Source organism: Kribbella sp. NPDC026611, assembly GCF_040638345.1.
GTDB lineage: Bacteria > Actinomycetota > Actinomycetes > Propionibacteriales > Kribbellaceae > Kribbella.
On record NZ_JBEZYC010000015.1, the window covers coordinates 15468 to 36125 of the forward strand.

General features: G+C 69.0%; 21 protein-coding genes and 1 riboswitch. Of the genes, 14 read left to right on the top strand and 7 right to left on the bottom strand.

The window, feature by feature from the left end; genetic code table 11:
* Positions 1-67: 67 nt before the first annotated feature.
* Complete coding sequence (locus AB0E69_RS39670; protein ID WP_360159329.1) at positions 68-820, top strand: HAD-IIA family hydrolase; 753 nt, start codon at positions 68-70, stop codon at positions 818-820.
* Between the two features lie 8 nt (positions 821-828).
* On the opposite strand, the gene AB0E69_RS39675 is transcribed toward AB0E69_RS39670, so the two are convergent.
* A complete protein-coding gene (locus tag AB0E69_RS39675; protein WP_360159121.1) occupies positions 829-1563 on the bottom strand; it encodes a polysaccharide deacetylase family protein in 735 nt (244 codons plus the stop codon).
* 375 nt (positions 1564-1938) lie between these two features.
* On the bottom strand, positions 1939-2595 hold the full coding sequence (locus tag AB0E69_RS39680) for a DNA-binding protein (protein ID WP_360159124.1): 657 nt from the start codon (positions 2593-2595) through the stop codon (positions 1939-1941).
* Between the two features lie 149 nt (positions 2596-2744).
* On the opposite strand from AB0E69_RS39680, the gene AB0E69_RS39685 reads away from it, so the two are divergent.
* The 7 genes from AB0E69_RS39685 (at position 2745) to ribH (ending at position 10601) form a co-directional block, all read left to right on the top strand.
* Positions 2745-4817 carry a VWA domain-containing protein gene (locus AB0E69_RS39685; RefSeq protein WP_360159127.1) on the top strand — a complete coding sequence of 691 codons (2073 nt, stop codon included), beginning with the start codon at positions 2745-2747 and terminating at the stop codon, positions 4815-4817.
* Between the two features lie 96 nt (positions 4818-4913).
* Positions 4914-6212 carry a protein kinase gene (locus AB0E69_RS39690; RefSeq protein ID WP_360159130.1) on the top strand — a complete coding sequence of 433 codons (1299 nt, stop codon included), beginning with the start codon at positions 4914-4916 and terminating at the stop codon, positions 6210-6212.
* 69 nt (positions 6213-6281) lie between these two features.
* Positions 6282-6415, top strand: a riboswitch (FMN riboswitch).
* Between the two features lie 133 nt (positions 6416-6548).
* Positions 6549-7589, top strand: a complete 1041-nt coding sequence (gene ribD, locus AB0E69_RS39695) for a bifunctional diaminohydroxyphosphoribosylaminopyrimidine deaminase/5-amino-6-(5-phosphoribosylamino)uracil reductase RibD (protein ID WP_360159133.1) — start codon at positions 6549-6551, stop codon at positions 7587-7589.
* A complete protein-coding gene (locus AB0E69_RS39700; protein WP_360159136.1) occupies positions 7590-8219 on the top strand; it encodes a riboflavin synthase in 630 nt (209 codons plus the stop codon).
* Positions 8216-8890, top strand: coding sequence for a nicotinamide riboside transporter PnuC (gene pnuC, locus AB0E69_RS39705; RefSeq protein ID WP_360159139.1), 675 nt, complete (start codon positions 8216-8218; stop codon positions 8888-8890). The genes AB0E69_RS39700 and pnuC overlap by 4 nt, the downstream gene beginning before the upstream one ends.
* Positions 8890-10131, top strand: coding sequence for a bifunctional 3,4-dihydroxy-2-butanone-4-phosphate synthase/GTP cyclohydrolase II (locus AB0E69_RS39710; RefSeq protein ID WP_360159142.1), 1242 nt, complete (start codon positions 8890-8892; stop codon positions 10129-10131). The genes pnuC and AB0E69_RS39710 overlap by 1 nt, the downstream gene beginning before the upstream one ends.
* Positions 10131-10601, top strand: a complete 471-nt coding sequence (gene ribH, locus AB0E69_RS39715) for a 6,7-dimethyl-8-ribityllumazine synthase (protein WP_360159145.1) — start codon at positions 10131-10133, stop codon at positions 10599-10601. Before AB0E69_RS39710 ends, ribH begins: the two co-directional genes overlap by 1 nt.
* Positions 10602-11354: 753 nt before the next feature.
* On the opposite strand, the gene AB0E69_RS39720 is transcribed toward ribH, so the two are convergent.
* Positions 11355-12263: an NADP-dependent oxidoreductase gene (locus AB0E69_RS39720; RefSeq protein ID WP_360159148.1), complete on the bottom strand. Its 909-nt coding sequence runs from the start codon at positions 12261-12263 to the stop codon at positions 11355-11357.
* Between the two features lie 1029 nt (positions 12264-13292).
* Positions 13293-14252 carry a hypothetical protein gene (locus AB0E69_RS39725; protein WP_360159151.1) on the bottom strand — a complete coding sequence of 320 codons (960 nt, stop codon included), beginning with the start codon at positions 14250-14252 and terminating at the stop codon, positions 13293-13295.
* Positions 14253-14314: 62 nt separating this feature from the next.
* Between AB0E69_RS39725 and AB0E69_RS39730 the strand changes: the two genes are divergently transcribed.
* Positions 14315-15289 carry a transcriptional regulator gene (locus AB0E69_RS39730; RefSeq protein WP_360159158.1) on the top strand — a complete coding sequence of 325 codons (975 nt, stop codon included), beginning with the start codon at positions 14315-14317 and terminating at the stop codon, positions 15287-15289.
* Here the strand turns inward: AB0E69_RS39730 and AB0E69_RS39735 are convergent.
* Positions 15280-15762: a MarR family transcriptional regulator gene (locus AB0E69_RS39735; RefSeq protein WP_360159161.1), complete on the bottom strand. Its 483-nt coding sequence runs from the start codon at positions 15760-15762 to the stop codon at positions 15280-15282. The two genes, AB0E69_RS39730 and AB0E69_RS39735, sit on opposite strands and share 10 nt — an antisense overlap.
* Positions 15763-15826: 64 nt before the next feature.
* On the opposite strand from AB0E69_RS39735, the gene AB0E69_RS39740 reads away from it, so the two are divergent.
* A complete protein-coding gene (locus tag AB0E69_RS39740) occupies positions 15827-16465 on the top strand; it encodes an NAD(P)H-binding protein (protein WP_360159164.1) in 639 nt (212 codons plus the stop codon).
* On the top strand, positions 16465-16959 hold the full coding sequence (locus AB0E69_RS39745; RefSeq protein WP_360159167.1) for an anthrone oxygenase family protein: 495 nt from the start codon (positions 16465-16467) through the stop codon (positions 16957-16959). The genes AB0E69_RS39740 and AB0E69_RS39745 overlap by 1 nt, the downstream gene beginning before the upstream one ends.
* Here AB0E69_RS39745 and AB0E69_RS39750 read toward each other — a convergent pair.
* A complete protein-coding gene (locus tag AB0E69_RS39750) occupies positions 16899-17879 on the bottom strand; it encodes a P1 family peptidase (RefSeq protein ID WP_360159170.1) in 981 nt (326 codons plus the stop codon). The two genes, AB0E69_RS39745 and AB0E69_RS39750, sit on opposite strands and share 61 nt — an antisense overlap.
* 183 nt (positions 17880-18062) lie before the next feature.
* Here AB0E69_RS39750 and AB0E69_RS39755 point away from each other — a divergent pair, with 183 nt between their 5' ends.
* Genes AB0E69_RS39755 through AB0E69_RS39765 form a run of 3 tightly spaced genes read left to right on the top strand, consistent with a single transcriptional unit; the run spans position 18063 to position 19689 of the window.
* Positions 18063-18326, top strand: coding sequence for a phosphoribosyl-ATP diphosphatase (locus AB0E69_RS39755; protein ID WP_360159173.1), 264 nt, complete (start codon positions 18063-18065; stop codon positions 18324-18326).
* Positions 18327-18374: 48 nt separating this feature from the next.
* Positions 18375-19223 carry an ATP phosphoribosyltransferase gene (gene hisG, locus AB0E69_RS39760; protein WP_360159176.1) on the top strand — a complete coding sequence of 283 codons (849 nt, stop codon included), beginning with the start codon at positions 18375-18377 and terminating at the stop codon, positions 19221-19223.
* A 1-nt stretch (position 19224) separates the two neighbouring features.
* The gene (locus tag AB0E69_RS39765; protein ID WP_360159179.1) at positions 19225-19689 is read left to right on the top strand and encodes a PH domain-containing protein; all 465 of its coding nucleotides are present in this window, start codon (positions 19225-19227) and stop codon (positions 19687-19689) included.
* Here the strand turns inward: AB0E69_RS39765 and AB0E69_RS39770 are convergent.
* Positions 19667-20587: an aldose 1-epimerase family protein gene (locus AB0E69_RS39770; RefSeq protein ID WP_360159182.1), complete on the bottom strand. Its 921-nt coding sequence runs from the start codon at positions 20585-20587 to the stop codon at positions 19667-19669. The two genes, AB0E69_RS39765 and AB0E69_RS39770, sit on opposite strands and share 23 nt — an antisense overlap.
* Between the last annotated feature and the right edge of the window lie 71 nt (positions 20588-20658).

Sequence of the window (20658 nt, forward strand, 5' to 3'; positions counted from 1 at the left end):
GCCCGCCACCGACAATTACGATAGGCCGGTGACCGAGCACAAACCGGTGGAGAGCTGGCTGACCGACATGGACGGCGTGCTCGTCCACGAAGAGCGCGCAATCCCCGGGGCGAGCGACTTCATCGCGGCTCTTCAGACGTCAGGGCGCAAGTTCCTGGTCCTGACCAACAACTCGATCTTCACCCCGCGCGACCTCCGCGCCCGTCTGCTGGCCGCGGGCATCGACATCCCGGAGATGTCGATCTGGACGAGCGCGCTCGCCACTGCCCAGTTCCTCGACGACCAGCGCCCGGGCGGCACGGCGTACGTGATCGGTGAGGCCGGCATGACCACCGCGCTGCACGAGATCGGGTATGTGCTGACCGAGCGCGACCCCGACTACGTGGTTCTCGGTGAGACCCGGACGTACTCGTTCGAGGCGATCACGAGGGCGATCCGGCTGATCGCGGACGGCGCCCGATTCATCGCCACCAACCCGGACCCGACCGGACCGTCGCAGGAGGGTCCGCTCCCGGCCACCGGCTCGGTGGCGGCGCTGATCACCCGTGCCACCGGCGTCGCGCCGTACTTCGTCGGCAAACCGAACCCGCTGATGATGCGCAGCGCGCTGAACCGGATCGAGGCGCACTCCGAGACGACGGTGATGATCGGAGACCGGATGGACACCGACATCATCAGCGGTCTCGAGGCGGGCCTGCGGACGATGCTGGTGCTGACCGGTTCGACCGGCGAGCACGAGATCGAGCGGTTCCCGTACCGTCCGACCCGCGTGGTCTCCTCGATCGCGGACGTCGTACCGCTGGTGAGTGCGCTCTCCTGAGTCGAGGCCTAACAGGTCAGGATGCGGAAGCCGTAGCCCTGCGCCTTCAGCGACTTGAGGATCGTCGGCAGCGCAGCCACGGTCTCGGCGCGATTGCCGCCGCCGTCGTGCATCAGGATCACCGAGCCGTTCCGCACGTTCTTCAGCACGCGCTGCACGATCGCCGTCGCGCCCGGCTTGGTCCAGTCACGCGAGTCGACCGTCCACACGACCAGATCCTTACCGAGAGCCTTCGCGCGTTGCCGTACGGCCGCGTTCACCCCGCCGTACGGCGGCCGCAGGCAGCCCGGCGTACCGCCGATCGCGGTCCGGATCGCCTGATCCGTGGACGTGACCTCCTGCCGGAACGCGGCCGCACCCAGTGTGCGGAGGTCCGTGTGCGTCCAGGTGTGGTTCTCGACGCTGTGGCCGGCGGCGTGGACCAGTTTGGTCAGCTCGGGGTGCTTGCGGACGTTCTGCCCGACCTCGAAGAACGTCGCCTTGGCCTCGTACTGCTTCAGGATCGCGAGGATCTTCGGCGTGTACTCGAGATCCGGACCGTCGTCGAAGGTCAGCACGACGTACTTTGTCGGCAGCGGCGCTCTGGCGGGAGCCGCCGCGGCCGGGGCCGGTGGAGTGGGCGTGGGTGGTTTGGCGGGCGTCCGGGCGGCCGCGACCACGACCGACCCGATCAGCGCGCTCACCAGCATCATCAGGGCCAGTCCGACGATGCGATTTCCGGTGCGGGTCAAGCGAACAGCCATGCATCCCCCTGGGCGGTGGGTGCCTCACTACCTCACCTCTCCCACGCTAAAGCACTTGTGACAGGAATTGACGTAACCTCAGCGACTCGGCGTCGCCGAAGATCTGCTCGCCTACCCGAACTCCACCACGACGCCCTGGCCCATGAACGCCACCTGGTCCACGACGGCGGTGGTCGGGTGCGGGTTGCTGATCGGTACGTCCAGGTCGAACGCCCACAGCATCACCTCGGCTGCATCGCCGGCGCACGCGCGATCGCGAGGCGTTGCTGCTGACCCAGGAACAGGTTGCCCGACCGTGCTGCCTTGTGGGTGAGGCCAACCAACTCCAGTTGCTGGAACGCCTACGTGCGAGCCTTGTCACACCCTCCCGATCCGTCAAGCATGGTGCCGCTTATAGTGGGCAAGCGCGTCCGCGGTCTTGCCTGTGCCGTAGACCAGCAGCAACTCGGCCAGGTCCGGTGATTCCTCCGCCACCATCGCAGCGGCCCGCTGGATCTCGTCGGCGGACGAGACATCTCTCAGCAGGTCCTGGATCGCCCGCACGACTGTCCGTGCACTGACCCCGTCGCCTGCCTCGAGGTTTGGTTGCCCGCCGCTCACTGTCCCTGCATTCGGGCGCGGATGCTCCCGGCCGGCTCCGCTGCCGAGCCACCCGTCGGCGTCACCGGGCGCTCCCATGCCCGGTGCCGCGGCCGGTCTCGACAAGGATGTCGTGGGGCCAGAGGTCAGCGCGCCGGTCCTGACTCGGATCCGCTCGAGATCGTCGGCGATGTCCTCCGGGTCGATCTCGCCCTGGATCGCGAGGTCGGCCAGCTCCGAGGCGGCCCGCAACCGGGCCAGGACTCCCGGGTTCCCGATCTTGACGCGTTGCCCGTTGACGAGCTGTGACAGCATCGGCGCGGACAGGCCGAGCAACTGGGCCAGTCCGCCCTGGGTCAGCATCAGCGGCCCGACGATGCGGCGCACGGTGTCGCCGAGCGGCTCGCCGTACAGCTCGATCTGCTGCTGGAGGTTCTGCGCTGTCTGGTCCATCGGGGTCTCGTCTCCTTGCGCCGGCCGCTGCGTCGCGACTGCAAAGATCTTCGCACTTGCGAACGCCAACTTTCAACCCAGAACCGGCTTGACTTTTGCAATCGCAAACTGTCAAGGTTTGCGACAGCGAATCTCACTCGGAGGCAAAGATGACGAATCACCAGGGACGCCGCCGCCCAGCGGTCTGGGCGCTCCTCGCCATCACCCTGACCGCGGTGCTCGGCGGCCTGACGGCACCGGCGGCGCTCGCCGACCCCGATCCCGGCGGCGGCAAGCTGGTCCTGGTGCTCGACTCCTCCGGCTCGATGGCGGAGCCGGCCGGCGACGGGCACACCAAGATCGCCGCCGCCCGTTCTGCCTTGTCGAGCGTGGTGACGAAGCTTCCGGCCGAGGCCCAGGTCGGGCTGCGGGTCTACGGCGCGACCGTCTTCAAACGCACCCAGGCCGGCGCCTGCACGGACACCCAGCTGACCGTTCCGATCGGGACGGGCAACCGGCCACAGCTCCAGTCCGCGATCGCGAAGTACAAGCCGTACGGCGAGACTCCGATCGGGTACTCGCTCCAGCAAGCGGCCAAGGATCTCGGGCCGACCGGACAGCGGACGATTGTGCTCGTCTCGGACGGGGAGGCGACCTGCGCACCGGATCCGTGTGTGGTGGCGAAGTCGATCGCGAACCAGGGCATCGATCTGAAGATCGACGTGGTCGGGTTCCGGGTCGGTGGAGCGGCGCGGAGCCAGCTGCAGTGCGTCGCCCGGGAGGGACGCGGCGACTACTACGACGCCGACTCGACGATCGACCTCGAGGCGGGGTTGGATCGATTGTCGGTCCGGGCGTTCCGGCCGTTCCGCATCTCCGGGACGCCGGTGCACGGCGGACCGCAGCCGGAGGGCGCGCCTGTCCTTGCCCCCGGCCACTACTCGGACACGTTCGGCAACGACAGGACCGCGAAGTACTACGTGATCAAGCGGACGATGGCGAAGTCGACGCTGCGCGCCGGAGTGAGCTTCCGCCGGCCGTCAGGCGGGAGCTTCGTGCTGAAGGCCGAGGTGTTCCTGAAGACCCTTGGCGGTGAGAACTGCGGCTGGAGCTATCCGCTCGCGTTCGACGGTGACCAGGGGATCGCGACCGGGGCCGCGTCGAGCTGGACGCAGTACCCGAAGGACTGCCTGGACGCGGACGAGTTGGTGCTGACCGTGTCACCCGGTGATGCCTACCGCGAGATGACGAACGTGCCGTACGAGTTGCGGATCGACGAGGAGCCACCGGTCGACTCCACCGCCAACCTCCCGACGCAGGCCGACGACCCAGTGTGGACGACGATGCCGGGCAGCACGCCGAAGGAGATCGTGCCGGGCTCGAGCTTCGCCGATGCACCGACGATCACCTCGGGCAGCTACAAGACCACCCTGATGCCGGGTGAGGTGCAGCTCTACAAGGTGAAGGCCGAGTGGGGACAGCGGCTTCAGGCCCAGGTGACGGTGCCGAAGCTCGGTGCCGCAACCGCGAAGGCGTTGGGCGGCATCCGGTACCTCGACATGGGACTGATCTCGCCGATCGGTGAGGACGTCATCGCGATCTTCGCGAAGCAGGTCCCCGGCAACGCCGGCCGCCGCGGTGTCATCACCAAGGACGGCGGCGTCAAGGCCAACACCACCAAGGAGATTCGCTACCTCAACCGCGAGGGGCCGAACACGATGGACACCGGCACGTCGCTGGCCGGCGACTACTACATCGCCGTTTCCCTCACCCGCCAGCCCGAGGATCGAGCCTTCGCCGTCCCGATGACGCTGACCGTCGACCTGATGGGCAAGGCCGGCACCGGCACTCCGCAGTACACCAACGGGGCCACCCCGGTCGACGGCTCCAGCTCGACTCCGACCCCTACGCCGACCACCACCGCATCCACGCCTGGCGGCGAGAAGACCGAGGCCGGCGGACCGATCCAGGGCAGAACGCCCAACTCGGGCGGCAAGAGCACTCCAGTGGCGCTCATCGCCGGGTTGTCCGGAGCCGGCGTGGTGTTGCTCCTGGCCGGCATTTTCACCGTGTTCCGCCTTCGCCAGAAGCCCGCCACCCCGCAACCGGCCGGTACCACTGGCTGGCATCCCGGTCCCCAACAGGGCCCGCAGTACAGCCATCCCAACTACCCCAACCACCAGAGTGGTCCACCACACCCCAACTCCGGCAATCCAGGTCATCCACAGCCACCGGCTCGCTAACCTGCCCGGATCGCACGGTCCGCCCACAGTAGACCGTGCGATCGCTACACCCTCCGCAAGACCACTCGATGGTTCGGGGAGGGTAGGTTCTGGGCGGTGGAGGCGTTTGCTGGGCGGTACCTATTGGTCGACCTCGTCGGGACCGGAGGGATGGGGTCGGTCTGGCGGGCTTGGGATCTGCGGCGGTCGACGTACGTGGCGGCGAAGGTGCTCGGGCAGCACGGTGCGACGACGTTGCTGCGGTTCGTGCGGGAGCAGTCGCTGAGGATCCAGCATCCGCACGTGGTGGCGCCGCACGGATGGGCCGCGGATGACGACAAGGTCGTGTTCGCGATGGACCTGGTCGGCGGTGGATCGGTCGCCACGTTGCTCGGTGATCACGGCCCGCTGCCGGAGTCGTACGTCGCGGTGCTGCTGGACCAACTGCTCCACGGTCTGTCCGCGGTGCACGCGGCCCGCGTCGTACACCGGGATGTGAAGCCAGCCAACCTCCTGCTCGACGTCACCGGGACCGGCCGACCGCACCTCCGGCTGTCCGACTTCGGAGTCGCTGGCCTGCTCGACGAACCCCGGATGACCCGCCACAGCACCATCCTCGGCACCCCCGGCTACCTAGCACCAGAGCAACTGGCCGGCGCAGACCCGGACCCTCGCCAAGACCTCTACTCCGTAGGTGCACTCGCCGCCGAACTACTCACCGGCGAACGCCCCACAACCAGCGGCACCCTTCCCCCCGTCACCGGCCGCCTGGCCGACTTCATCCACCACTGCACCGCCCCCGACCCCACCGCCCGCCCCGACTCAGCCACCACGGCCGGCCGCCTCCTAGCCGCCACCGGCGCCGTCCCACCCTCACCAACCACCCCCTGGACCAAGTCGCCCGACCCTCCCGAAGTCTTCGACCAACTCCCACCCTTCCCACCCCACTGGCCGCCCACAAACCCCCAGCTACCCCCGCCCCCATCCGCCGCCACCTCAGCTTGGTCGGCCGCACCCACGCCCGCCGACCACCTCCCCGCGCCCACCTCAGCCGGACCGCCTGCTTCCCCGTCCGCCGTCCCGAGTCCCGGCCCAACCTCATCCGCGCCAGCTGCTTCCAGGCCTGCAGCCCCGACAGCTGCTCCCACGCCGAGCGCATCAATCACCCGGTTGGCTCCTGCCTCACCGAATGCTGCCCGGCCGGTTGAAGCCTCGCCGCCCAGCGCTGACCTGGCTACAACCTCACCGACCGCCGAGCCTGCCGTCGTCCTGCCAACCACCGATCAGTCGGCCGGTACGGCGCCCGCGCCCTCACCTGACGGGAACAGGCGGCGGCTGTTGTGGGTGGTTGCTGGGGCCTGTTTTGTGGGGGCGGGCGGATTGTTGGGGGCCGCGGTGTGGTTGTTGGTGCGGTGACCGAGATGTGACCTGGGTCGTGGTGTTGGTTGGCGGGCGGTGCATACTTGAAGCACGAGTGGAACCCACTCGCGTGCTCCGGGGTCGGTGTAATTCCGAGCCGGCGGTGACAGTCCGCGACCCGGTCGTGCAGTTCGGCGGCCGGTTGACCTGGTGGAACTCCAGGACCGACGGTGAAAGTCCGGATGGGAGGCAGCACGCGGTCGGCGGGTGAGCTCCGGCGTCCGGTCGGGCGGTGCGGCGTGCACACGGCGTACGGCGAGGCCCGGGCTGCGGAGCATGGCCGCCGGTCGTCACGCGACCCCCGGAGTGCGTCCGTGACGACGAAGGGCACCGGTGAAGGACGCAGTGACGAACGCGTCGCCGATTGATGTCGCGTGGATGCGACGCGCGGTCGAACTGGCCGCGAAAGGTGTCGGCAGCACCCATCCGAACCCGGTCGTCGGCTGTGTCATTACCGGCCGCGACGGGCAGCCGGTCGGCGAGGGCTTCCATGCCGTTGCCGGTGGCCCGCATGCCGAGGTCGAGGCGCTGCGGATGGCCGGTCCGCGAGCCCGCGGCGGTACGGCGTACGTGACGCTCGAGCCCTGCAACCACACCGGCCGCACCGGGCCGTGCGCCGACGCGCTGATCGAGGCCGGCGTCGCCCGGGTCGTGTACGCCGTACCCGACCCGAACAAGACCGCCGCCGGCGGCGCCGAGAAGCTGGCCAGCAAGAACATCGAGGTCGAGCAGGGCGTCCTGCAGGAGGACGCCGAGGCCGTCAACCACGTCTGGCTGCACAGCGTCCGGACCGGCCGGCCGTTCGTCACCTGGAAGTTCGCCACCACCCTCGACGGCCGGTCGGCCGCGCCTGACCGCTCCAGCAAGTGGATCACCGGCCCGATCGCGCGCGCCGACGTCCACCGGCATCGCGCCGAGTGTGACGCGGTCGCCGTCGGCACCCAGACCGTGCTGGTCGACGACCCGGAGCTGACGGTCCGCGACGAGAACGACGTACCCGCCGCGCGCCAGCCACTCCGGGTCGTCGTCGGCGACCGCGACATCCCACCGACCGCGCGCATCCGCAACGACCGCGCGCAAACCCTCATGCTGCCGACTCACGACCCCGCCGAGGTGCTCCGGCAGTTGCACGACCGGCACATCCGGCACCTGTGGCTCGAAGGCGGCCCGACGCTCGCCGCCGCGTTCGTACGCGCCGGTCTGGTCGACCAGATCGTCGCGTACGTCGCACCCGCCGTGCTCGGCTCGGGGTACGCCGCGGTCGGCGACCTGGGTGCGGAATCGATCGAGCACCTGCGGCGGTTCAAGCTAGCGGACGTCACCCGCCTCGGCGACGACGTCCGGTTGACCCTGGTACCTCTGGGAGGCAAGTAGATGTTCACCGGCATCATCGAAGAACTCGGCACCGTCGAGTCCCTGGACCTGCTCGAGGGTGACGCCGCGAGGCTCACCATTCGCGGGCCGAAGGTGACTGAAGACGCCGCTCACGGCGCCTCAATCGCGGTGAATGGCTGCTGTCTGACCGTCACGGAGTACGGCGGCGGCACGTTCACTGCCGACGTGATGCGCGAGACGCTCCGCCGTACCAGCCTCGGCGACCTGGAGAAGGGCTCGACCGTCAACCTCGAGCGCGCGGTCCAGGCGCACGAGCGGCTCGGCGGGCACATCGTGCAGGGGCACGTCGACGGCGTCGGCACCATCGCGAGCCGGTCGCCGGGGGAGCACTGGGAGGACATCCGGATCGCCACCGCGCCGGAGATCCTCCGCTACATCGCCGAGAAGGGCTCGATCGCGGTCGACGGCGTCTCGCTGACCGTCACCGACGTCGACGACGCCACCGGAACCTTCGGGGTCAGCCTGATCCCGACCACCCTCGAGCTCACCGTCTTCGGCCGCAACGCGGTCGGCGACACGGTCAACCTCGAGGTCGACGTGATCGCCAAGTACGTGGAAAGACTTCTTGCCGGCAGCAACGTCCCGGCCAACGATGGAGGCAGCAAATGAACCCGGTCGACTGGCTGTTGACCTCGCAGGTGACCATCGCCGGCTCGCCGGTACTGGTCCGGGAGATCGTCGGGAACGTGTTCGGCCTGGCCAGCGCGCTGTTCGGCATGCGCCGGCTGGTCGCGGCGTGGCCGGTCGGCATCGTCGGCAACGTGCTGCTGTTCACGGTCTTCGTCGGCGGCATCTTCGACACCCCGCAGGACAAGGACCTCTGGGGCCAGGCCGGCCGCCAGGTGTTCTTCGCGCTGATCAGCCTGTACGGGTGGTACCGCTGGTACCAGACCCGCCACGGCGGTGCCTCGGCCGCAGTCCAGCCCAAGTGGGCGACGGCGCGGCAGCGGCTCGAGCTGCTCGGCATCGGCGTCGTGCTGTACGCGATCGCGTACTTCGTGCTGAAGGCGCTCGGCTCGTGGGGCCCGCAGTGGGACGCGTGGATCCTGACCGGGTCGATCCTGGCGACGTACGGGATGGCGCGCGGGTTCGTCGAGTTCTGGCTGATCTGGATTGCCGTCGACGTGGTCGGCGTACCGCTGTTGGTGCAGGCGAGGTTCTACCCGTCGGCGACGATGTACGTGGTGTACGGACTGTTCTGCGTGGTCGGGTTCGCGTCGTGGTGGAAGATCCAGAACCGTGAGCGGGTCGCCCCGCCGGAGCCGGTGGTGGTGGGCTGATGTCTTCGGAGACGTTGAGACTCGACTCGATCGAGGACGCCATCCATGAGATCCGCGCGGGCCGCGCGGTGATCGTGGTCGACGACGAGGACCGGGAGAACGAGGGCGACCTGATCTTCGCCGCGTCCAAGGCGACGCCGGAGCTGCTGGCGTTCCTGATCCGGTACAGCTCGGGTGTGGTGTGCGTGCCGATGGAGGGTACCGAGCTGGACCGGCTCGGGATCCCGCTGATGACACCGCACAACCGCGAGCGGATGCGGACGGCGTACACGATCTCCGTCGACGCGCGCGACGGGATCAGCACCGGCATCTCGGCGGCGGACAGGGCGCGGACGATCCGGGTACTCACGGACTCGGCATCGGAGTCGTACGACCTGGTGCAGCCGGGGCACGTGTTCCCGTTGCGCGGCCGGGACGGCGGCGTACTGGTCCGGCCCGGGCACACCGAGGCGTCGATCGACCTGGCGCGGATGGCCGGGCTGACGCCGGCCGCGGTCATCTCGGAGATGGTGAACGACGACGGGACGATGAAGCGCGGTCAGGAGCTGCGGGAGTTCGCGGACGAGCACGGCCTGGTGCTCGTCTCGATCGACGACCTGATCCGGTACCGGCGGCAGACCGAGTCGCAGATCGAGCGGGTGGCGACGACGACGCTGCCGACGCGGTACGGCGATTTCGTTGCCCACGGCTACCGAAACACCGTGGACGGGTCGGAGCAGCTCGCGCTGGTCCGGGGCGAGATCGGTGACGGGCCGACGTTGGTGCGGCTGCACTCGGAGTGCCTGACCGGGGACGTCTTCGGATCCTTGCGGTGCGACTGCGGACCGCAGCTGGACGAGGCGCTTCGGCAGGTCGCTGCCGAGGGCGGTGTGGTGGTGTACCTGCGCGGTCACGAGGGGCGCGGTATCGGGCTGCTGCACAAGCTGCAGGCCTATGAGCTGCAGGACGCCGGCCGGGACACCGTCGACGCAAACCTGGATCTCGGGTTGCCCGCGGACGCTCGCGACTACGGGACCGGGGCGCAGATCCTCGCCGACCTCGGGGTGAAGTCGGTGCGGTTGCTGACCAACAATCCTTCGAAGCTGGCAGGGGTGCAGGGGTACGGCATCGAGGTGGCCGAGCGGCTGCCGATCTCGATCGACCCGACCGAGCACAACCTGCGGTACCTGCGCACCAAACGCGACCGAATGGGCCACCACCTCCTCGGCGGCCTCCTGCCCGAAGAGAACGGAGCCGTCTGATGTCAGGCAGCGGAGCCCCCACCCTCGAGGTCCCACAGGTGTCGGACGCCCGAGTCGCCGTCATCGCGGCCCAGTGGCACCCGAAGGTCACCGACGGCCTACTGGCCGGCGCCCTCCGCGCACTGGAGGACTCCGGCGTCGCGTCCCACACCATCGTCCGCGTACCCGGCTCCTTCGAACTGCCCGTCGCCGCGCTGCAGGCGGCCAAGTCCGGGTACGACGCCGTCGTCGCACTCGGCGTGGTGATCCGCGGCGACACCCCCCACTTCGAATACGTCTGCCAGGCAACGACCGAAGGCCTGATGCAGGTCTGCATGTCAACCGGCGTACCCGTCGGCTTCGGCGTCCTCACCTGCGACAACGACCCCCAAGCCCTCGACCGAGCCGGCCTCCCCGACAGCCGAGAAGACAAAGGCTACGAAGCAACCCAAGCCGCCCTGTCCACCCTCCTAGCCATCCGCAACCTTTAGCTCACGGGGTCAGCCCCGCGCGGTGCTACGCAGGCGCACGTCGTCGCTCCGCTCCTCCTCCGCGCCCGCTACGCGCCGCCCCACCCACCCGTCTTCTTCCGGGCTGGCGCCCGGGCCTCCGGGCTGCCGCCCTGGGGTTTCCGGCTGGCGCCGGGGGTGTCCGGGCTGGCGCCCGGTGTTGCTCGCTGCGCTCGCGGTTTCGCGGCTGCCGCCGCGGGCTGCCGGGCTGCTGCCGGCGGGTGACTGCTCGGGGTGGGGCTGGTGTGTGAGGCGGGTCGTGGTGACGGGCTGGGGTGGTTACCCCTCGCGGTGCTAGGCGGGCGCCCGTCGTCGCCGCGCTCCTCCTCCGCGCCCGCTACGCGCCGCCCCACCCACCCGTTGTTTCCGGGCTGGCGCCCGGGTGTTTCCGGCTGGCGCCGGGTGTTGCTCGCTGCGCTCGCTGTTTGCGGCTGCCGCCCCGGGGCGCGGGCTGCCGCCCGCGGTGACTGCTCGGGGCGCCACCCGTGCGTGAAGCGGACGGCGGTGACGGGCTGGGGTGACGGGCTGGGGTGGTTCGTTCCTAGTGCGCTACCTGCTGGGTGGCTGCCTGGAGTGTCGGTCGTGTGTGGGGGCGTGGCGACGGGCGGGGTGGTTGGCCATTCGTGGCGGTGAGCCCGGGGCTGGACGATGCACCGCTTCGGAAGAACAGCGAACGAGCAGTCGCAGCGCAGATTGGACGAGGGTCATCTGTGTGCCGGGTGTCCGGCGCGCCTGTTATTTCAGGGTGATGATGGTTCTGCCGCGGGTGTGTTGTTTGAAGGTGGTGGGGACGGCGGAGAGGTCTTGGACGGTGGTGACTTGGGGTTTGAGGCGGCCGTCGCGGAGGAGGGGGAGTAGTTGGGTTAGTTGGTCGCGGTTGGGTTCGACGACGAAGAAGATTGCGCGGGCGCCCGCGGGCTGGATGGTTGGTGGGGCGGCGACAGTGACGAGGGTGCCGCCGGAGCGGACGAGGGCGGTGGAGCGGTCGAGGATCTCGCCGCCGATCACGTCGAAGACGACGTCGACTTCGCCGGCGTCCTCGAGGTGGTCGTTGTCCAGGTCGAGGAAGTCGTGGACGCCAAGAGTGCCGGCCAGGTCGCGGTCGGCGGAGCGGCCGGTGCCGATGATGTGGGCTCCGGTTTCGCGGGCCAGTTGTACGGCGACGGAGCCGACGGAGCCGCCCACGCCGTGGATCAGGACGCTTTGGCCTGCCTGCAGGTGCGCGTGGTCGTAGAGCGCTTGCCAGGCCGTCAGACCGGGCATCGGCAGGGCGGCCGCGTTCACGTGGTCGACGTCGGCGGGGAGCGGAGCGAGGTTGCGGGCCTCGACAGCGGCGTACTCGGCGAGCGAGCCGTTGCGCGCCCAGTCGGTCAGGCCGAAGACGCGCTGGCCGAGGGTGAGACCGGTGGTGCCGGAGCCGAGTTCGACGACGACGCCGGACAGTTCGTGGCCGAGGACGCTTGGCGTGCGGTCGCGGCCGGTGCGGTCGGTCCAGGTGACGGGCCACTCCGGCTCGGTTCGGAGGAAGCCGGCGGCGTGCACCTCGACGATGACGTCGTTCTCGGCGGCGTACGGGTGGGGCAGCTCGGCCAGGGACAGCCCGTAGTCGCCGGCCTCTCGGTCCTGGACAGTGATGGCACGCATGAGGGTCCTAGCTGTGGTCGTTGTGATTTATCTCGACCATACGCAGCCGTGGCCCATGATCGCTGGGCCATTCGGTGGTGACTTCGACGAGCCACTTCGGTGGGTGGCTGGGCTCCCCGCGGGCTCAGCTTCTCGTGGCCTCGGCTCCCGCGGCCGAAGGCCAGGCCTTCGGAGGTGGCCGAGCAAGCCCGTTCCCCGGTGGCTGGGCTGCTCCGCGGACTCAGCTTCCTCGGGCTGGGTTCGGCGGCTTGGCTTTCCGCGGCTTGGCTTCCGGTGGCTGAGCTTCTGCGGGCGGACCACGCTCAGTCTCCGGAAATTAAGTGCCGCGGAGTGGCACTTTCTTTCCGCTTTGCGGGGTGGGCTGGTGGTTAGGGGCGGACTACGCCGTCGGTTTGGGCGGCGGTTGCTACTGCGGCTGCGACGGCTGGGGCGACGCGGGTGTCGAAGGGGACGGATGATGTAGTCGGGGCGGAGGTCCGACGGTGGGATGAGGACATCTGAACGGTCGAGCACGCCGCGGGGCAGCTCACCTCGGCCTGTCACCACAGTCCGTCGACTCACGTCCGTCTGGAAAGCTACCCGCGGGCGACCCCACACCCCGCGCTCGCCGGAAGCTCCCGGCATTCGCCGGAAACAAGTGCATGGGGTGAACCACCTTCACCTCGTCATCACCTGTCCGTTTACTCACGGGCGCCGGTCCGGGTAGTCGCTCGCGAGCGGTAGCGAGCAACACCCCGGCGTTAGCCGGGAGCGCCCGGGCGGCAGCCCGGAAACGACGGGTGGGTGGGGCGGCGCGTAGCACCGCGTGGGGTGAACCACACCCACCCCGTCACCACTCGTCCGTTTGCTCACGGCCCCGGCCCGGGTAGTCACCCCGCGAGCGGTAGCGAGCAACACCCCGGCGCCAGCCGGAAACCCCGGGCGGCAGCCCGGAAGAAGACGGGTGGGTGGGGCGGCGCGGAGCTGGCGCGGAAGAGGAGCGGAGCGACGAGCGCCTGCGTAGCACCGCGTAGGGCGAACCACATCCGTTTACTTCACCCGACTGTGTTCCATGTACCAGTTGGGGGTCCAGGTTTGGCCGTGGTCGGTGGAGAAGGATTGGGTCCAGGCGGCTTTGTCCTTCCCCGGGGTCCATTCGAAGCGGACGTCGATGGGTACGCCGTTCCACTCGTCGGGGCCTTCGAAGATGCCGGTGCCGGAGTCGAAGGAGCCGGTGACGGGGGTCTCCAGTTGGCCGCGGGTGCTGTTGATCCAGTGGATGTTCCAGGTTTTGGATTCTGGGTTGTAGATGCGGAGGGTGGCGCCGCGGAAGTCTTCGGTTGGGAACCAGCCTTCGTCGAAGCTGATCGCGCCGTCGAAGTAGCTGGTGACCTCCATGGTCGCGTCGAAGGAGTGCCAGGTGGCGGGCTCGCCGAGAACCGGACGGCGGCGGCGGTTGTGGAAGTTCCAGCGGCCGACGAGGAAGTCGAAATCGTCCGTGAGCTTGGGGACGTCCAGGGCGGGCGGTGGTGTGGAGCGGCGGGTGAAGTCCATGATCCAGTTGACTTCCCAGGTCTCACCGCCGTCGTTGGAGTACGCCTGCTCCCAGTGTGCCGTCGTCTCGGTGATGTCCGACCAGGCGTAGCTGCAGAGGATCGGCTCCCCGTCGAGCTCGTCGTCGCCGACCAGCCGGCAGCTCTTACCGTCCTCCGCCCACCTGCCGTGCACCGGCGGGTACAGCTCCATCGTGGTGCTGCTGATCCACCAGATGCTCCAGTCCTTCGCGACCGGGTTGAACACCCGGACCGACAGCCCGTACGAGCCCTTCGTGGGGAAGCGCATCTCGTCGACGCTGATCGCGCCGTCGAAGTACGTGTGCGCGGTCGTGGTCCCGTCGAACTCCTGCCACTCGTCGCAGCCGGCGAACGCCTTCTTCAGGGTGCGGTGCCGGACGTCGAAGTACCCGTTGAGGAAGTCGAAGTCGCCGGTCACCTTGGTCCAAGTCGTCATGCCGATCAGCGTGCCGGTGAAACCTGACAACTCGTGACAGTGTTCGCGGCTAACCTCGGTTCATGCGTTCCAGCCGGCTGCTCTCGATCCTGCTCTTGCTGCAGACCCGTCGGCAGTTGACCGCGCGCGAGCTCGCCGAGGAGCTCGAGGTCTCGCTCCGGACCATCTACCGCGACGTCGAGGCACTCGCCGCGGCCGGCGTCCCGGTGTACGCCGACCAGGGGCGCGCCGGTGGCTATCGCCTCGTCGAGGGGTACCGCACCCGCCTGACCGGCCTGACCGAGCAAGAGTCCGCCGCACTCTTCCTGGTCGGTATGCCAGCCGCCGCCGCGGCGCTCGGCCTCACTGCGGAGACCAGCGCCGCCGAGCTCAAGCTGCTCGCCGCCCTTGCCCCGGACCAGCGCGACCGTGCCGGCCGCCTGAAGAACCGCTTCCACCTCGACCTGCCCGCCTGGTACCAGGACGCAGAGGACTCACCACACCTCTCCGCCATCGCCGACGCCGTACTCCACGACCGCCGCGTCAACGTCCTCTATCGCCGCTGGGAAGCACCTCGCGAGGTCGAACGCACCCTCGAGCCGCACGGACTCGTTCTCAAGAACGGCAGCTGGTACGTCGTCGCCGCGACGCCCGGCGGGATGCGCACGTACCGCGTCTCGAGCATCCTCGAGCTCACCCCGACCGACGAGATCTTCGAGCGAACCAAGGACTTCGAACTCCAACGCTTCTGGCAGGAGCATCTTGTCGGCTTCGACCAGGTCCGCTTCACCGCCGAGGCGACGATCCGCGTCTCGGCCGCGCTGGCCGGCCAGATGTACGACGTGTCGTACCCGGTCCTCACCAAGGCCGTCGCCGAGACTGCGGCCGACGCGGACGGCAGCGTCGTCGTGACGATCCCGATCGAGTCCGTCCCGAACGCCGCCGCGAGCCTGTCCCGCTTCGGCCGCTCCCTCGAGGTCCTCGGACCGCCCGAACTCCGGCAGGCCCTCGCCGACCTCGGCCGCAAACTCACCGAGCTGTACGACGGTCACGCCTGAGAGATCTGCTCCGTCGCGGTCCGGCCGGCGGCAGCGCTGCGGCGGAGGAACCCGGCAATGAGCTCGAGTTCCTGGGAGCTGTACTCCGCGAGTACGTCGTCCATCGCACCGATCATCGGCTGGTACAGGCGGAGCACCTCGATCCCACGATCCGGCAGCAGGCGGATCGTGACGCTGCGCCGGTCCGACGGCGCGCGGTCGCGGGTGATCCAGCCGCTGCGTTCGAGCCGGTCGAGGATGCCGGTCAGCGTCGCGGGGTGCAGGCCGGCCTGTCGCGCTAGGGCGCTCGGCGTCAGCGGGCCGCTGCGGGCGAGGACGTCGAGACAGTCCAGATCGACGTCCTTCAGCGCCAGCCTGCCGCCGACCTGGTGGTTCAGCAGGGCGAGCTGGATGCGCAGGTCGCGGAGGGCGGCCTTGATCTCATTGCCGGCCCGGCGACGGTGGCGTGCGTCACTCGATTGTGTCTGTTCCATATCTTATGGTTTCCGTATCATATGAGTTGCGGAGCAGATTTCACGATAATGCAGGAGGCGCACGATGAGGATCACGGTGTTCGGCGCGACGGGTGGGATCGGCGGTCACGTCGTCCGACAGGCGCTCGAAGCTGGTCACAAGGTGACGGCGGTAGTACGGACGTCGTCCGAGTTCGAGGTGGAGCACGCGTCGCTGGACGTCGTACGGGTGCGTGGGCTGGACGAGGCGGCGCCGTTGCGGGAGGCGGTGGACGGCGCCGAGGCGGTGATCTCCGGCGTCGGGCCGCGCGGACGGAAGGTCGGGCCGGTCGCGGCGACGAGCACGCGCTCGATCCTGACCGGGATGAACGACGTCGGCATACGGCGGTTCGTCGCGGTGAGCGCTGCGCCGCTGGGGCCGATCCCGGCTGACGAGAGCTTCTTCAACCGGCGGGTGGTCTACCCGGCGATGAATGCGTTCGCGGCGGACGTGTACGCCGATCTGCGCGTGATGGAGGCGGAGATCATGAGCAGCGCGACCGAGTGGACCATCGTCCGGCCGCCGAAGCTGACGGGCGGTGCGCTGACTGGGAAGTACCGCACGGTTGTCGGTGGGACGGTGACGCGCGGCTACACGATCTCGCGGGCGGACGTCGCACACCTGATGCTCGCCGCGCTGAACGACGCGAAGACCGTCGACCAGCCGGTCGGAGTGGCGTACTGATGACGCGGATCGTGCGCGGGGCGAGCTTGCTGTTCAGCGGACTCTTCGCGGGGTTTCTGGTCTGTGTGCTGGTGCTGGAGGGGTCCTTGCGTGGGTACGGCGCGACTGTCTATACGCAGGTGCGTCTGGTCGAGCTGGACTCGCTCGACAAGCTGGCGTCGGTGACACTGCTTCCCGCGATCGTCACGACTGTGGTGCTGGCGCTCCGAACCCGCAGGGTCGATCGGCGGTTCGTACTGTCGGCCCTGGCGTTGCTGGTGGTTGTGTTCGTGGTGACGCTCGTGGTCAACCTGCCGATCAACGGCGATCAGGCCTCGTGGTCGGTGCAGTCACCGCCGACCGACTGGGCGTCGGTGCGAGACCGGTGGCAGGTGGCGCACGCGGTGCGGACCGCGGCGGCGTTGGTTGCGTTCGTGGTGCTGATTGTTGGTTGTCAGCGGAGTACGCCGGCGGTGGTGAGCAGGTCGCGAATGCGCGAGTGGGAGACCGCGTGAGCTGTCCGCCCTCGGTACCCCGTAGTGGTCCGAGCCATCGTCAATGAGTTGAGCAGCGCTTCCTCGGTCGCCTCGGTCACGGCCTGGAACGGCCCGCGCAGGTCGCGGTCGGCGTACGCCGGGGTCCGGTTGGTGCTGAAGGCAATCGCATAGTCCCCGCTCCCCGGCGCGAAGTCCGACCCAACCCGTCCCAAAGCAAACATCGCTCGCCGAGCGACCCGCCCCAACTGCCGAGCATCCAAGGGCAAGTCGGTCGCGACCACGATCATGCACGAGTTGCCCTCAGCATCTATCGGCTCAGCCGGCACCGGAACCCCCGACACAGTCAGCAAGCCGGAGAAGTTTGCCTGCACCAGCACCCCAACGGTGCCGGTGGGAAGGGTGCGGGATGCCGTGCCGATGCCTGCTTTGAAGCCCAAGGCGGTCGTGCCGGTGCCGGCTCCATGACAGCCCTCGGACGGAAGGGCGGAAGTGACGGTGTTCAAGGCAGCGTGGACGTCGGCGGGGGTGATGGGGCGGGCGCGGATGTCGGAGAGGTGGCCGTCGTTGGTCTCGCCGACGATCGGGTTGAGGCTGGTCGCTGTGGGATTGCGTTCGAGGAGCCAGGTCAGGAGCGCGTCGGCCACGCGGAACGTGCTCAGCGTGCCGGTGAGGAGGATCGGCGTCTCGAGGACGCCGAGCTCGTCGACCTGGGTGGTGCCGATCAGCTTGCCGTAGCCATTGCCGACCGCAACCGCAGCCGGCAGACCGAGGGCATAACCCTCCGGCACGATCGCGGTCACGCCGGTGTTCAGCTCGTCGGTCGCGATGGTCGTCTGGCCGACCAGCACCCCCGGTACATCGGTGATCGCGTTGAGCGGCCCGGTCGGAAGGGCGCCGACCACTACACCGAGTTCACGGACTCGCCGGGGAGTTTGCATACCCCCATCGTGCCGGTCAGCCCCGTTCGGCGGGCCCAAGCGGAGACCGGACCGGGTCGTCGGCTCCAGCGTCCGCCGCCCGCTGAACGAACCCGTCCGGGTCGTCCAGGCGCTCTCGGTGACGGTCCGATCGGCGGACCTGGGGATGGTTGGTGGGTGGGCGACCCGTAGGCTGGGCGGGCGATGAAGAGTTTTGAGGAGTTGTTTGCGGAGCTGGGGGAGAAGGCGCGGACGCGGCCGGAGGGATCCGGGACCGTGGCGGCGCTGGATGCGGGCGTGCACTCGATCGGGAAGAAGCTGGTCGAGGAGGCCGCCGAATCGTGGATGGCCGCCGAGTACGAGGGCAAGGAGCGGGCTGCCGAGGAGCTCTCGCAGCTGATCTACCACGCCCAGGTGATGATGCACGCGCTCGGCCTGGAGCTGGACGACGTGTACCGACATCTGTAGGAGCGCACCTCCCAGACACCGGTTCACCTCCCCAGAAAGGGCAGTGCCATGCTGCGCGTCGCAGTACCCAACAAGGGCTCGCTCAGCGAAGCCGCTACCGAGATGCTCACCGAGGCCGGCTACAAGCAGCGCCGGACCACCAAGGACCTCACCCTCACCGACACCGCGAACGAGGTGGAGTTCTACTACCTCCGCCCGCGCGACATCGCCGTGTACGTCGGTGAAGGCACCCTCGACGTCGGCATCTCCGGCCGCGACCTCGTGCTCGACTCGCACGCCGACGCGGAGGTGGTGATGGGCCTCGGCTTCGGCTCCTCCACCTTTCGGTTCGCCGGCCGCCCGGGCGTGGCCGACTCGGTCAAGGACCTGGCCGGCAAGCGGATCGCCACGTCGTACGCCGGGATCCTCCAGGACCACCTCGCCGAGCACGGCATCGAGGCCGCCGTCGTCCGCCTGGACGGCGCCGTCGAGTCCGCCGTCCAGCTCGGCGTCGCCGACGTGATCGCGGACGTCGTCGAGACCGGTACGACGTTGCGCCAGGCCGGGCTCGAGGTGTTCGGCGAGCCGATCCTCAGGTCCGAGGCCGTCCTGATCAAGCGGCACGACTCCGAGACCAAGCCGAACGGCATGCACCAGCTGATCCGCCGGCTCGAAGGCGTCCTGATCGCGCGCAACTACGTGATGATGGACTACGACATCCGCGCCGAGGACGTCGACGCCGCCACCGCGGTGGCACCCGGGCTCGAGTCGCCGACGATCTCCCCGCTGCACCGCCAGGGCTGGGTCGCCGTCCGCGTGATGGTGCAGCGCGCCGAGGCCCAGCGCCTGATGGACCAACTCTGGGAGGTCGGAGCCCGTGCCATCCTCACCACCGACATCCACGCCTGCCGGATCTGAGATGAGCGCGGAGGAGCGGTTGTTCACGTTCCATCCGCGCGCGCTGGCGCTGATGGCCGGCGTGATGGGGCTGTCGCTGATCGCGGTCTTCGGTGTGGTCTGGATCCGCCTGTCCCCGGAGTCGCGGGACACGTTCAGCTGGTTCCAGCGGCTGACGCTGCTCGCGTTCTTCGGGGCGGTGCTGTGGATCCTGTACCGGATGACGACGCTGCGGGTGACGGCGTACGCCGACCGGCTGTACGTGCGGAACGTGTTCAAGTCGTACACGCTGCCCTGGGAGCGGATCTCGGCGCTGCGGTTCAAGTCGGGCGACGCCTGGCTGCAGCTGTTCGACGTCGAGGGCGATCGGCTCGGGATCCTCGCGGTCCAGGCGGCCGAAGGCGCCCGGGCCTCGCGGGCGGCGAAGGAACTCGCCAAGGTGGCCCGCGAGCACGGCGCCGGGCCTAGACGGACACCTGAAAGCTAGTCGTGTGGACGTCGCCGGGCTCGAGGACGATCAGGTTCTGACCGGTGATGAAGGCGTCCGGCGGGCAGGTCATCGGCTCGACGGCGAGTGCGGTGCGGCCGACCGGTTCGCCAGTGAAGAGCTGCATCCACGGAGTGTCACTCGTCAGGATCGAGCGCGCGCCGGAGTCGGGGTCGGTCAGGGAGACGGACCACGCGTTGCCGAGGCCGGTGAAGGCGTTGTCGATGGATGCCTTGCCGATCGCGTGCGGGGTGCTGAAGTCGAAGGCGGAGCCGGCGACGGGGGCCAGGCCGATCGGGACCATGTTCTCCGGGGAGACCTCCAGCCAGTCGGTGGCGGTGAACTCCAGTACGCAGTCGTCGACGGACCGGCCGACGCTGAGGTACGGATGGGCTCCGTAGCCGTACGGCGCCGCAGTCCTGCCAACGTTGGTGGCAGAAGCAGTTACCACCAACCCGTCCTCACCCAGTCGGTAGGTCACGCGGAGGTCCAGTTGGTGCGGGTAGCCGGGCTGGCCGTGCAACCGGTGTCCGACGACCAGCAGGTCGACGTCAGAGCCCGGTTGCCCTGCGGCGTCGGAACTCGGTCCGTCGGCGTCCAGGCGGATCCAGTTGGCCCAGCGGGTCAGCCCGTGGATGGCGTTGCCGCGGGCCGGCTCGGTCAGGTAGAGCTGCTGGTCGGTGCCCTGGAACGTGTACTTCCCGCCTGAGATGCGGTTCGGCCACGGGAACAGGTGCTGGCCGATGCCCGCGTGGGCCGGCTCTGAGGCGTCGTACCCGAGCAGCACCGGCCGGTCGCCGTACGTCAGCCCCCGTAGCCCGCCGCCGACGCTCACCACCGTCGCCTCGTAGCCGCCGCTGCGGAGGACCCACTGCTCACCCGAAGGCAGAACGCTCATGTCCCCAATACTCACAAACTTCCGGTGTCCATCGGGGCTGATCCCATTCGTGGAGATGCTGTAGACACGCA